Here is a 12932-nt window from a genome sequence, read left to right as displayed (position 1 = left end):
TTTCAGATTTTTTTGGTTATCTGGCCCTGAATTTGTTGTGGAAATGGGAGAGGTTGTTAGTCCAGGCTGATCTAACGACAAAGGTTACGAATGCAAATGGGGCTAAAAAATAGCCATTAAAAATTTGCAAAAAATGGCACATTGTATTAAAACAGGTTCATCACGCAGAGCTTTAATAAAGCTGTGTAAGTGGTTGAGATCTAAGGCAAGCGTGCTTGTCTTATAAAAAGAAGAAAAGCTGTTCCCGCAGGAATGACAGGGGCCAGTCAGATACCCGGCAGGCAGAGCCAAGCGTTGTGCCGGCCAATAAAAATCGGGATTTAGACCCGTCGAAAACCTGAGTTAACTCAAAAAGGAAGACGCAACATGAAAAAAACGATTCTTGCTTCTGCTATTGCAGCTGCAACCTTCTCTGGCGCTGCCATGGCACAGTCTAATCTGTCTGCTGCTGAGCTGGCTGCCAAGATGGATTCCATGCCGAGCGTTTACGGTAACATTCAGTACGCTATCGCTCACGAAAACATTGACGGTGGCGACTCTGAGCTGAGCCACTTTGACAACGGAACCACTCTGGGCGTTAAGCACGACCACGAGATCGCCCCGGGCGTTACCGGTTTCTTCAAGCTGGAGCTCGACGGCTTTGGCGCTGATGAAAAAGACTCCGATGGCGCGAACATCGACGAAGCTTACATCGGTGTTAAGGGTGACAGCTTTGGCCAGGTATGGGTCGGCTCTGACGACTCCCTGTACGAGTCTGCGATTGATCAAATTGCAAACTTTTATGAGATCGGTGCTAGTGCTGGCGGTTCCTACACCACTGGTGAAGGCGACCTGGTTCAGTACGTGTCTCCGTCCTTCGGTGGTCTGACTCTGGGTGCGGCTATTCAGATCAATGGTGACGGTGAGTCTCAGGGTGCTGAGAAGTCCTATCCGTACCAGCTGGCTGCAATGTATGAAGTTGATGCTCTCGAGCTGGCCTTTGCCATTGACTCCAACGACAATGGCGACGGCAACAACGAGAACACCTACGGTCTGCGCGCCGGTTACAACCTGGATAACCTGTCCGTTTCTGCAGAATACCAGACTCGTAAAGACGTGAACGATGTATTTGGTGTTATGGGTGTTTACACTCTGGGCGCTAACCAGTTCGCACTCTCTTATGAGATGGTTTCTGACGACACAGACGCAGAAGATGACTACAGCATCATCACACTGCAGGCGCTGCATAACGTATCTGACCACATGTATGTTTACGTTGAAGGTTACCTGCAGTCCAACGATGAAGACTCAATCGACGAGTTCTTTGTTTCTGAGAACGGTTCTCCTGCTGGTGACGAGCGTGCCATCGCAGCCGTTGGCGCTGTTTACTACTTCTGATCAGCTAATAAGCTAGTCAAGTAGTATCGAAAGCCGGTGACTCTGTCACCGGCTTTTCTGTTTTTACAGGAAGAGAAATCATCAGGAGCGTTTCAGTGGCCACGGAACTTGAAGTAAAGCTGACCCTTTCAGAATCCGCGCAGTCCCGGGCCTTCGAGTGGCTCAAAGGTCGACCGGGTGCAAGCGAAGGTCCGGTCAAAATACTGGTCAATCGCTACTACGACACCCCGAATGCCGGGTTAAACCAGGCCCGTGCTGCTTTGCGAGTCCGTCAGGCTGGTGATCGCTATATCCAGACCTTGAAAACCCAGGGCGAGTTCGTAAACGGAGCCCATCGCCGCCAGGAGTGGGAGTGGGATCTGCCGGGGCCGGATCTGGATCTTGGGCTTTTGGAGCAGACTCCGTTGAGGTCTCAGGTCGACCTTGACGAGTTGGCGTTGGCATTCGAAACCAACTTCCAGCGGCGCATTATCATGCTGGAACAAGCGGAGTCTGTAATTGAGGTCGCTCTGGACTCAGGCGAAGTGGTAGGTGGAACGCAGGCAAGGCCTCTTCATGAGGTGGAATTTGAGTTGAAAGCGGGAGAGCCCGCAGCGCTGCTTGAAAACGCCCGTGCTCTTGCGCAAACGGTTCCGGTTTTTCTTAACCTGGTAAGCAAAGCCGAGCAAGGTTACTACCTTGCCGGAATCTACTGCCCGTCTCTGGTGCTGCCTGCTTCCGGGTTCAGCTCGGTATCTTTTCTGCATTATCTGAGTCAGGCCTGGTTAACCGGTGACACGATATGTCTGCCCGCAAGCGCGCTTGCGAAGATTGAGCCGCAGGTGGAAGCGGCCGGACTATTGCGCGTTTGGAGGCCGGTAGCCAAGGCGCTGCAAGCCGGAATTACGGTGCCGACCCTGGTTGAGCAATTTCCTGAGTTCGGTCAGTTGCAACTAGCGCTCGCTGCCGCCGGCTGACGGGGGCTCTTCAGAGCTCTCGGTGGCGGCTTTCTGGTTTTGCTCATGCATGGTGCGCCACTGCTTGAGAAACTCCCGGTACCGGTCCAGCGCTTCCTCTACCACGGAAACCTCCGGCGTCTCGCTGGAACGCACCAGAACAATCAGCCCCTTGCCCTCAACCTCGGCGTTGGTATCCGGGTGGCAGATGACTTCATTGTCGTGATCGATGTAGGCCAGAGCGGTTCCAATACCGTGGCGGATCAGAGCACTGACAATATCCGCCCAGGTAAGGTCGTCGAGCTTGAGATCATAACGATGCGGATGATCTCGCTCGTAGTTGAACATGTCTTCCAGAACCTTTTCGGAACCTGGGGCGACCACGGAGCGAACCATGATTTCAGGATAGGTGCGCACGGGGCGAATGGTGGTGCGAACGCCCAGTGCTTTGAATCTTGCACGGTTGTGGTCGCCGACACATTCAACCGTGGTTCTGCCGCCCAGATTGGATTCGGCCAGTCGATGGGCGATATCGAAGGTCAGGCTGTCTGACATCGGGTCTGATTCGTCGGCTGCCAACACGATGATGTGCTTGGCGCTGCCAGCGTGCACGGATTTCAGGGCTTCCGGGTCATTTCCTGCGCCGTGAAAGTGAACGACGCCGCAGTCGGACAGTTCTGCAGGCAGACCTCCCGGAAATTGCCGCGTAAGCAGCATTATCGGCACCGTGTGGTACTCAGGAACCGAGCGAATCTGCGAGGCGAATCGCATGAAGTACTGTTCGCCGCCGCTTCGAGGGGTGTTGATGATGACAATGTGGTCTTTCATTTTGTAAATCCAGCGTCCGGTCAGTATGCGTTCTCTGCGGTAGAAACGGTATTCGATGTAATCACTTACGATCAGGGTTAACAGGGTAATGGCGGAGACGAACATCAGTACAATGGTGCTGATCCGGCCGACGGGCGTGACCGGGGAGTAGTCTCCATAGCCCACGGTAACCAGCGTCGTCATGGTGAGCCATACGGCTTCAAAGAACGAGAGTGGCTCTGCTGCCCACAGGATAAGAATCTGCGCCGATACCAGTCCCCCGAGGATGGCAAAGAGCCGGTTGATCCGACTTCTTATAAGTCCGCCCATAGGGAGGTGGGATTGGGTATGTTCCGGATTCAGAGGGCGTTTATTTCGCATCATGGAGAGCGGGTGCCTGTTCAGTCCTTGGCGAGTTCGTTATACAGTACCTGAAATATATCAGAGAGACAGAGGGTTGCGTTATGTCTGAGCCATGGGCTTCACTGCCGGGAGTGCTCAAGGAGGAGATTTCCGGATGCTGGCCATCGGTATTCCCGGAGGGGCTGCCGGGCTGGCTGGCCGGTGACCATGTCTCCGAGGCCGATGTGGCAGAGGCTATTTCCCGTAGCCTGTTTCTCCGGCAAACCCTTGAACGACATCCGGAGCAGGTTCAGCCCGCCGTTGTTGCCCGGCCTTTAACCGAACCAACCACCGAGGCGTGGCTCGCTGATCGCTGGCGGGATTACCTGCAGAACGTTGACTCTGAACCGGCGTTGCACGCGGCACTTCGCCAGTACCGGCGGGAAGTGCAGTTCCGGATTATCTGGCGGGATCTCATGAAGTGGGCCGATCTGCATGAAACCATGACCGCTACCAGTGCCTTTGCGGATACCGCCATTGATGGTGCCTTGAATTGGCTTTACGAACGAGCCTGTGAAGAGTTCGGTACTCCCATGGGCGATGATCCGGTAACCGGGCAAGAGGCACCCCAGAAAATGGTGGTGCTTGGAATGGGCAAGCTCGGCGGCCGGGAGCTGAACGTTTCCTCCGATATCGACCTGATTTTTGCGTTTCCCTCAAAAGGCGAAACCCATGGCGGCCGGCGTGCTCTGGATAATCAGCAGTTCTTTATCCGACTTGGCCAAAGGCTGATTCAGGCGCTGGACCAGATTACCGCCGATGGTTTCGTGTTTCGGGTGGATATGCGCTTGAGGCCATATGGCCAGAGTGGTGCGCTCGCCCTGAGCTTCGCCGCCCTGGAAACCTATTACCAGGATCAGGGGCGCGACTGGGAGCGTTATGCCATGGTCAAGGCCCGCGTCGTGGCGGGCGACCAGCGCGCCGGTGAGGTGCTGATGGCTAGCCTCAAACCCTTCGTTTACCGCAAATACATTGATTTCAGCGCCTTTGAATCGCTTCGCAGCATGAAAGAAATGATCAGCCGGGAAGTTCGCCGGAAGGGGCTGGAGAACAATATCAAGCTTGGCAGTGGTGGCATTCGGGAAATTGAGTTTGTGGTGCAGGCGTTCCAGTTAATCCGCGGCGGGCGTGATCGGGAGCTGCAACAGCGTGAGTTGCTACAGATCTTGAAGGAGCTGGAGGAACTGGAGTTGCTTCCGTCCCGGGTGGTCGGTGAGCTGAGGGGCGCCTATGTGTTCCTTCGCAATCTAGAACATGCCCTTCAGGGTATGGAAGACAAGCAGACCCAGGTTCTGCCTGAGGATGCGCTTTCCTGCGCTCGGGTTGCGAGGATTATGGGCTTCGATAGCTGGGAAGACTGCCTGTTTGCGCTGGATGAACATCGAAGCCGGGTGGCTCGTCATTTTGCGGATATCATCGCCACGGAAGATCAGGATGACGCCGATGAGGGTGGTGTCGACGATGGCTGCTACGAGCTGTGGCTGGCGGAAATGGATGAAGCCAGTGCCCTGGGCTGGCTGGAGCAAAGCGGGTTTGAGGACCCGGATGGCAGTTATAAGCGCCTGACCAGCCTGCGCGACAGTCGCACCGTGCAGACTCTGCAGACCCAGGGGCGTAAGCGGCTCAATCAGTTTGTGCCGCTCCTGATTAACGCCCTGATGGATGTAGAGAATCCTTCGGAAACGCTGGACCGTGTGCTGCAACTGGTTGAAGCCATTCTGCGCAGAACCGCCTATATGGTTCTGTTGATGGAAAATCCCGGAGCCATGACGCAGTTGGTGCGGCTGTGTAGTGAAAGCCCCTGGATTGCGCGCCTGCTGGCGGATACGCCCTTGCTCCTGGACGAACTTTTGAATGCGGAGAGCCTATACAGTCCGCCGGCCAAGGAAGAGTTGCAGGATGATTTGCGTCAGCAAATGCTGCGGATTCCGTATGAAGATCTGGAAGAGCAGATGGAGGCTCTGCGTTACTTCAAGAAGGCCCATGTGTTGAGGGTGGCGGCCTCAGAGTTAAAGGGCACGCTGCCGCTGATGAAAGTGAGTGATTACCTGACCTGGATTGCCGAGGTGGTGCTGGATCATGTGGTGGATGTGGCGTTCTCGAATCTGGTCAGCCGGCACGGTTACCCGCGGCGCGCCGATGGCTCCGCCTGTGATACCGATTTCGCCATCATCGGTTACGGCAAGCTCGGCGGTATCGAGCTGGGCTACACCTCAGATCTGGATCTGGTGTTTGTGCACCAGGCTGATCCTCAACTGGCCACCGATGGCGACAAGCCTATTGATAACGCCGTGTTCTATACCCGGCTCGGCCAGCGAATCGTGCACATTCTCAGTACCCAGACACCCTCCGGGCAGCTCTACGAAGTGGATATGCGATTGCGCCCCTCGGGTAACTCCGGTTTGCTGGTGAGTACCTTGCAGGCGTTCGAGAAATACCAGCAGGAGGATGCCTGGACCTGGGAGCATCAGGCGCTGGCCCGCGCCAGGGGAGTGGCAGGCTGCGACGATACGCTCAAAGCGTTCGAGGATATTCGCCACCAGATACTGTGCCGACAACGGGACAAGGCGTCGCTTCGGCAGGAGGTGGTCGATATGCGTGAGAAAATGCGCAGCAACCTCGGGACACCCGCAGCCCGGCAGAATGACGTTTTCCACATCAAGCATGACAACGGTGGCATCGTAGATGTCGAGTTCATGGTGCAGTACCTGATGCTGGCTTGGTGCCCGGAACACCCGGAGCTGACCCAGTGGAGTGATAACATCCGCCAACTGGAAGAATTAGGCCGCGCAGGCGTTTTGCCAGTAGAAGACACTGAGCGGCTGCGGGAGGTGTTCATCACACTGCGCTCCACCATCCACCGCAGAGCTTTGCAGAATCTCAACAGCCAGGTCGAGGGCGGAGCCTTCACAGAAGAGCGTGACTACATCCAAAGTATGTGGAAAAAAGTCATGGTTGAGTAGCAAGCTAAATTTATTTCATGCGGCGTTTGCTGCTAGAATGCCAGTTCCCCGAAAACCGCTTACTCAGGAGCAGAACAGAATGTCGATGGCTGATCGCGATGGCCTTATCTGGCTGGATGGTGAAATGGTTCCCTGGCGGGAAGCCAAAACCCACGTCCTCACCCACACCCTGCACTATGGCCTGGGTTGCTTTGAAGGTGTGCGTGCCTACAACACCGCGAATGGCCCGGCGATTTTCCGCCTGAAAGAACATACCGATCGGCTGTTCCGTTCAGCGCACATCCTGAACATGAAGATGCCGTTCTCAAAGGACGAGATCAACGAGGCCCAACGAGCAGCGGTGCGGGAAAACAATCTCGATGAGGCTTATCTGCGCCCGATGGCATTTCTGGGCTCTGAGGGCATGGGTCTGCGTGCTGACAACCTGAAGGTGCATGTGATGGTTGCGGCCTGGAGCTGGCCGTCTTACATGTCTCCGGAAGCGAAGGAGCTGGGCATCAAGGTGCGCACCTCGTCCTACACTCGCCACCATGTAAACATCACCATGTGCAAGGCGAAGGCCAACGGTAACTACATCAATTCCATGCTGGCCCTGAATGAAGCCATCTCCGGTGGTGCCGAGGAAGCTCTGCTGCTGGATAACGAGGGCTACGTGGCGGAAGGTTCCGGTGAGAACATCTTTATCGTGCGTGATGGTGTATTGCACACCCCCGAGCTGACTTCCTGCCTGGAAGGTATCACCCGTGCCACTATCATTGACTTTGCCCGAGACCTTGGTCTGCAGGTCAAAGAGCGCCGCATTACCCGCGATGAGGTGTACGTTGCTGAGGAAGCGTTCTTTACTGGCACGGCTGCCGAAGTGCTGCCTATCCGCGAACTGGATGGTCGCCAGATCGGTGAAGGTAAGCGCGGTCCCGTTACCGAAAAGCTGCAGAGCATGTATTTTGACGCGGTGAAGGGGAAGCTGGACAAGCACTCAGAGTGGTTGAGCCACGTAAAAGGCTGATCCAGCCAGTATCTGTATGAAGTGGCCGCCGGCGCTGAACAGGCCCCGGCGGCCTTGTTATTTGGAATCCACGAGCAAGCAGGACGAGACAATGGCAGACGTAATCAAGGTTCCCGTTTCCTTTGGTGAGGTGCTGGACAAGATCACCATCCTCGAAATCAAATCCGAGCGCATCAAGGACGAAGAAAAGGTCAGAAATGTTCGCCTTGAACTGGAAGAGCTCAGCAAGACCTGGGATGAAGCCGTGGCCGACAAAGCCGATGATATTGCCGATCTGCGTAAGCAGCTCAAAGCGGTTAACGAGGAGCTCTGGGTGATTGAGGACGACATCCGTGACCAGGAAGCGGAGCAGGACTTTGGTCCCCGCTTTATTGAGCTGGCACGCGCTGTTTATGTCACGAATGACAAGCGTGCGGCCATTAAAAAAGAAGTGAACCTGGCTCTGGGGTCACGTTTTGTGGAAGAGAAGTCTTATCAGGACTATACCGCACGGAAATAATCCCATTTCCGAATGCATCCGCCCCTGAGGGGCGGGTGCGGCTACCCTGAATGCTCCGCGACCCATCGGTCGAGCATGGTCGTTACATCGTCCACCGATACCAGTTCCATCGCCCCTTCAAATTCTGCCTTGGCTCCCCAGCGGGCCTCTTCAACGGTTTTTCCCGTGAATTGCTTCAGGGCTTCCGGATAGCGGTTTACACACCATTTCAGCGAACTGTATGGCCCTGAGCGGTTAGGATTGCTGGCAGCGAACAGTCCGAGTACATCAGTTCCGACGGCGCTGGCAATGTGCGCCGGGCCCGTGTCGGGGGCCACAACCAGGTCGGCATGGCTCATCAGAGCAGTCAGCTGTTTCAGGGTGTCCTGGCCACAGATATTGTGAACCGGGTGTTTCATGGCGCTTTCGATAGCCTCGCAATATTCTTTCTCGAACGGTGCGGGGCTGCCCACCAGAATGACCTTCATGCCATGAGTTTCAATGGCGTAATCGGCCAGCTGAGCATAGCGTTCAGCGGGCCAGTTACGCAGTGTATGGCTGGCGCAGGGGCTGATGACCAGGTTCTTCCTGTCCTTGGCCAGATGGCCATGAGCAAATTCGTGATCAGTGTCAGAGAGGGGAATATCCCAGCGGGGAGGCGCGGCCTTGAGCCCCAGTGGTTCCAGAAAGCTTGCCAGACAGTCCCTGACATGCTGATGCGGTGCGGGCGCGATGCGCCGATTGATAAACAGGCTGTGGAGGTCTTTACTCCGGGCCTTGTCGTAGCCGATTTTGACTTGTGCCGGGATGCAGGCCGCCGCCAGGTTTGCTCGGAAAGCGACCTGCATGTGTAGCAGAGCGTCAAATTTGCGGCCTTTCATTTTCCGGCGAAGCTCCGCGTAGCCTGCTCGGCCGGCCTTCTTGTCAAAAATGATGAACTCGACACCGGGCAGGTCGCCAATCAGTTTTGCCTCGATTTTGCCGATTACCCAGGTGACTTTTACGTTGGGGAGTTGTTCCTGAAGGCTCAACACCACGGGGATGACATGGGTAACATCGCCAATGGCCGACAGGCGCAGGATGCAGATGGAGGCTGGGCTTGATAGCTGTGTTTGGCGCGTCACGTTACGGTCCGTTGCGATTCTTTAACCAGGGTATGTAGAGGTGTTCGGGGCTGATTGGTAAACTGTCGGCCATTCTAGCGTACTAGTATCCTGGCGTCTCGAGCCAGGCGCTGACCCGTTCATATGAGGAAGTCTGCACTTGCACCTTTCCGAGGGAAAACTATCTGTCGCCAAAGAGGCGAGTCTGTTGATCTCTCCCGGGTATGAGGGGGTGACTGCAGACTGGTTTCAGCCCTGCTTTTGGGGGGCTGATGCCGCGGTGGTAGACGAAGGCGGCCGAGGCGGCGCCTGGTTCCTGGATGCGGGTGGCGACGAGTTTGTGCTTCGGCATTATCGACGTGGTGGTCTGATCGGCAAGTTTGTGGAGAGAACCTACATCTACACCGGTCTGCTGCACGCGCGCTCATTTCGTGAGTTCCGCTTGACCCGGGAGCTTATACTGGCCGGGCTTCCCGTGCCGAACGTGATTGCTGCAGCGGTCTGGCGTCGTTCGCTGTGCTTCTATCGCGCGGCGATTATTGTTGAGCGTATTCCAGAGGCTGTGAACCTGCCAATCAGCACTCGGGTGAATAGTGAAAAGCTCTGGATTCAGACGGGGCAGATGATTCGCCGCTTCCATGACTGGGGGCTGGATCATGTCGATCTGAATTGCGACAACATTCTGGTCGCCAACGATAGGACCTATCTGATCGATTTCGATCGCTGCAGGCGGCGGGATCCTTCAAGTTCCCGGCAGTGGCAGGCGAATAACCTTCAGCGCCTGAAGCGATCGGTCGACAAAAGACTCGGCCTCCGCGCTGATCTTGACGTAGAGCGCCTATGGAAGCAATTACTCTCGGGTTATCATAGCGACATATCGTGACAAGGCCGTTACGTTTTTCGATCTTAAGGCCCACTCTCTCTTTTATTCCCGGATAACGAAATTGTTCATAGCCTCAAACCACTCCATTCTTTCCTCCTCCATTGCGGTTGCCATTTTTTTCTATCTGGCGACTCTGGCGATTGTTCCTGCCGTCTACGGCTACGCACCGGCGTTTCTGCTTCTGGCTGCTCTCGGTTGCTGGCGAACTCGCGAGATTGCTATGGTCATGAACCGCCGGGATCGGGTTTTCGCGTTAGCTTTTTTGCTCTATGGCATGGTGTACGTGGTGCTGACTCTCTGGCATCAGGACAACATGTCCAGCTTTGATCGTCCCAGCCGCTTTGTTGCTGCCGCAATCATTCTGACGATGCTGCTCCGTGTTCCTGTTACAGCGCGTGCAGTATTTGCGGGGGCTGCAATCGGGGCCATTGCCTCCGGTGTTTTTGCTGTTTATGAGGTGTTCGTGTCTGGTGTGGCCAGAGTGTCCAGTTTTGACAACGCGATTTACTTCGGAAATGGAGCGCTGATCCTCGCCCTGGTGTCTCTCACTGGACTGTTCGCGGAGTTGCCAAAGCCCGGTCGCCGCCGGTCGCTGCTGTTGTTTTATGGCCTTGGCTCGGTGGGAGGTGTCGCCGCATTGCTGTTGTCGGGCACCCGTGGTGGCTGGTTGGCCTTGCCCGTTATTGCGCTTGTGGGCCTCTGGGCCTATCGAGGTGTATTGATCCGTCGACCCAGGCTGCTGGCATTGGCGCTTGTGATCATCGCAACGCTTGGGGTTGTGGCAGGAAACATGAAGATCGTGAGCGACCGTGTCGATGTGGCCATGTCCGAAGCGCGCTCGTACTTCACGGAACACCGAGTGGGTACCTCCGTCGGGCTGAGGCTGGAAATGTGGAAAGCCGGAGCCTTGATGTTCTCTGCCCATCCTGTGACGGGTGTCGGTGAAAGTCAGTTTCATTCGGAGCTTCAGTCCCTGGTTGCAGACGGGAAAATCGATGGTGGGTTGCTCACCTTCCGGCACCTGCATAACCAGTTCGTAGATCATGCTGCCAAAGGCGGGCTGTTGGCGTTGGCGGCACTGCTTCTGGTGTTTGTTGTTCCCGTGATGCTGTTCTGGCGCTACCTGTCGTCAACAGAACCGACGATCAAGGCCTGTGCCTTCGCCGGCGTCGCTTTTACCTTATCCTTCGTGGTTTTCTGCCTGACGCAGGGTATGTTCAGCCGGAATCTCGGGGTTATGATGTACGTTATCCTGCCCCTGTTTTTGTGGGCCATCATTCGTCAGTCGGAGGCTGAAGATGCTGATGGACAGTCATCAGCCCTTGTTTCCTCCAGGAGGCTAGTTTGAGTACCCCGATCCTATTGGACTGCACACTCCGGGATGGAGGCTATTACAACAGCTGGGACTTTCCGGTTGATCTCATCAACGACTATCTGGAAGCCATGGCTGCACTTCCTGTCGGATACGTTGAACTCGGGTTGCGCTCCCTGAAAAATGAGGGCTTCAAGGGCGGCTGTGCCTATACCACGGATCAGTTTATCCGGACGCTTAGCGTTCCGGAGAGTCTCAAGCTTGGTGTTATGGTGAATGCATCCGAGTTAGTCAGTGGTGAAGGCTCTCTGTCGAGCCGGCTCGAGAGTCTTTTTGTCCCGGCTGACGGTTCTCCGGTGTCCCTCGTACGGATTGCCTGCCATGTCCATGAGTTTGAGCCCGCGCTTGAGGCGTCCGTATGGCTTAAAGATCGTGGTTATCAGGTCGGCTTCAATCTGATGCAAGTGGCGGACCGTGAGGCCGATGAGATCCGCCGGCTTAGCAGACTGGCCTCGAGTTATCCTCTGGACGTTCTGTACTTCGCCGATTCCATGGGGAGCATGAACCCGGCTGATACACGTCGTCTGGTGGCGCTCTTTCGGGAAAACTGGACCGGTGCCATGGGAATCCACACCCACGACAATATGGGTAACGCTCTGGCCAACACCATGGCAGCACTGGAGGAGGGCGTGACCTGGCTGGACGCGACCGTGACCGGCATGGGGCGGGGGCCGGGTAACACTAGAACAGAGTATCTCGCTCTGGCGCTGTCTGGCGATGGTAGTCGTGAATTTAATATCACGCCACTGCTTTCAGTTATCCGAAATTACTTTGATCCTCTCAAGAGTGAACACCAGTGGGGGAGTAACCCCTACTATTTTCTGGCAGGCCAGTACGGTATACACCCAACCTACATTCAGGAAATGCTGAGCGACCAGCGATACAGTGAAGAGGATATCCTTGCGGCCATTGAGCATCTGAAGGTTGAAGGGGGCAAGCGGTTCAGCTTTACCAACCTCGAGGCCGCGAGGCACTTCTTCCGTGGTGAGCTGACTGGACGCTGGCGTCCTGAGGCCAGCCTCAAGGGGCGAGAGGTCCTGGTTCTGGGCTCAGGGCCCGGGGTTGAGCGGCACAAAGATATCATTGAACTCTATATCAAGACGTTCAAGCCGTTTGTGCTTGCTCTGAACGCGCAGCGTGGGGTAAGTGACGCTTTGATCGATGCGCGGGCAGCGTGCCATCCTGTCAGGTTGTTGGCAGACTGCGATGCTCATCGTAGCCTTCCGCAGCCGTTAATTACCCCTTATTCAATGCTGCCCGAGGATGTAAGGCAGTCTTTGGAGGGAAAGGAGATCCTCGACTTCGGGCTCAAGGTGTCCAGCGATACTTTTGAGTTCAACGCAAGCAGCGCCCAACTGCCTAACTCACTGGTTGTCGCTTACGTGTTGGCGATTGCCACCAGCGGTGGCGCGTGCCGCATTTCTCTTGCGGGTTTTGACGGGTTTTCGGCAGATGATCCAAGAAATGCTGAGATGGAGAAGCTTCTTGAACTCTATCTGCAGCACCCGGAGCATCTCCCGCTACGGAGCGTAACACCGACCCGATACCGCGTACCGACCATCAGTATTTATGGTCTTGTGAGTTGAAGTTCCTGGAGAAAAACAAC

Annotated in this window: 10 protein-coding genes; 8 read left to right on the top strand and 2 right to left on the bottom strand. The window is 55.6% G+C overall.

The features are described 5' to 3' along the window. Positions 1-366 precede the first annotated feature (366 nt). Both ACAM27_RS17105 and ACAM27_RS17100 read left to right on the top strand, forming a co-directional pair. On the top strand, positions 367-1377 hold the full coding sequence (locus ACAM27_RS17105; RefSeq protein ID WP_113880428.1) for a porin: 1011 nt from the start codon (positions 367-369) through the stop codon (positions 1375-1377). Between the two features lie 95 nt (positions 1378-1472). Next, complete coding sequence (locus ACAM27_RS17100; RefSeq protein WP_369612357.1) at positions 1473-2333, top strand: CYTH domain-containing protein; 861 nt, start codon at positions 1473-1475, stop codon at positions 2331-2333. On the opposite strand, the gene ACAM27_RS17095 is transcribed toward ACAM27_RS17100, so the two are convergent. Continuing rightward, positions 2310-3503 carry a potassium channel family protein gene (locus ACAM27_RS17095; RefSeq protein ID WP_141067836.1) on the bottom strand — a complete coding sequence of 398 codons (1194 nt, stop codon included), beginning with the start codon at positions 3501-3503 and terminating at the stop codon, positions 2310-2312. The genes ACAM27_RS17100 and ACAM27_RS17095 overlap by 24 nt on opposite strands. Before the next feature lie 80 nt (positions 3504-3583). On the opposite strand from ACAM27_RS17095, the gene glnE reads away from it, so the two are divergent. The 3 genes from glnE (at position 3584) to ACAM27_RS17080 (ending at position 7989) form a co-directional block, all read left to right on the top strand. Then, on the top strand, positions 3584-6484 hold the full coding sequence (gene glnE, locus ACAM27_RS17090; protein ID WP_369612356.1) for a bifunctional [glutamate--ammonia ligase]-adenylyl-L-tyrosine phosphorylase/[glutamate--ammonia-ligase] adenylyltransferase: 2901 nt from the start codon (positions 3584-3586) through the stop codon (positions 6482-6484). A 79-nt stretch (positions 6485-6563) separates the two neighbouring features. Next, positions 6564-7490, top strand: coding sequence for a branched-chain amino acid transaminase (locus tag ACAM27_RS17085; RefSeq protein ID WP_041654552.1), 927 nt, complete (start codon positions 6564-6566; stop codon positions 7488-7490). A gap of 91 nt (positions 7491-7581) precedes the next feature. After that, positions 7582-7989 carry a DUF6165 family protein gene (locus tag ACAM27_RS17080; RefSeq protein ID WP_014420523.1) on the top strand — a complete coding sequence of 136 codons (408 nt, stop codon included), beginning with the start codon at positions 7582-7584 and terminating at the stop codon, positions 7987-7989. A gap of 41 nt (positions 7990-8030) precedes the next feature. On the opposite strand, the gene ACAM27_RS17075 is transcribed toward ACAM27_RS17080, so the two are convergent. Beyond that, positions 8031-9092, bottom strand: coding sequence for a glycosyltransferase family 9 protein (locus ACAM27_RS17075; protein WP_369612355.1), 1062 nt, complete (start codon positions 9090-9092; stop codon positions 8031-8033). A 139-nt stretch (positions 9093-9231) separates the two neighbouring features. Here ACAM27_RS17075 and ACAM27_RS17070 point away from each other — a divergent pair, with 139 nt between their 5' ends. From ACAM27_RS17070 to ACAM27_RS17060, 3 genes are all read left to right on the top strand, one after another. Further along, on the top strand, positions 9232-9954 hold the full coding sequence (locus ACAM27_RS17070; RefSeq protein WP_183580435.1) for a 3-deoxy-D-manno-octulosonic acid kinase: 723 nt from the start codon (positions 9232-9234) through the stop codon (positions 9952-9954). 61 nt (positions 9955-10015) lie between these two features. Continuing rightward, positions 10016-11302 (top strand): O-antigen ligase, encoded by a 1287-nt coding sequence (locus ACAM27_RS17065; RefSeq protein WP_222447308.1) that lies wholly within the window; start codon positions 10016-10018, stop codon positions 11300-11302. Further along, entirely contained in the window at positions 11299-12912 is a 1614-nt protein-coding gene (locus tag ACAM27_RS17060) for an aldolase catalytic domain-containing protein (protein WP_183580441.1), read from the top strand. The genes ACAM27_RS17065 and ACAM27_RS17060 overlap by 4 nt, the downstream gene beginning before the upstream one ends. The last annotated feature ends 20 nt before the right edge of the window (positions 12913-12932 follow it).

It is taken from the genome of Marinobacter sp. RI1 (assembly GCF_041155085.1).
Lineage (GTDB): Bacteria > Pseudomonadota > Gammaproteobacteria > Pseudomonadales > Oleiphilaceae > Marinobacter > Marinobacter nauticus.
The sequence above is the reverse complement of the archived record's forward strand: the minus strand, read 5'-3'. Positions and strand labels throughout refer to the sequence as shown.

What these genes read in the sequence shown, in the direction of transcription:
- ACAM27_RS17105 (WP_113880428.1), top strand. Translation starts at nt 367, where the DNA reads ATGAAAAAAACGATTCTTGCTTCTGCTATTGCAGCTGCAACCTTCTCT.
- ACAM27_RS17095 (WP_141067836.1), bottom strand. Translation starts at nt 3,503, where the DNA reads ATGATGCGAAATAAACGCCCTCTGAATCCGGAACATACCCAATCCCAC.
- glnE (WP_369612356.1), top strand. Translation starts at nt 3,584, where the DNA reads ATGTCTGAGCCATGGGCTTCACTGCCGGGAGTGCTCAAGGAGGAGATT.
- ACAM27_RS17085 (WP_041654552.1), top strand. Translation starts at nt 6,564, where the DNA reads ATGTCGATGGCTGATCGCGATGGCCTTATCTGGCTGGATGGTGAAATG.
- ACAM27_RS17080 (WP_014420523.1), top strand. Translation starts at nt 7,582, where the DNA reads ATGGCAGACGTAATCAAGGTTCCCGTTTCCTTTGGTGAGGTGCTGGAC.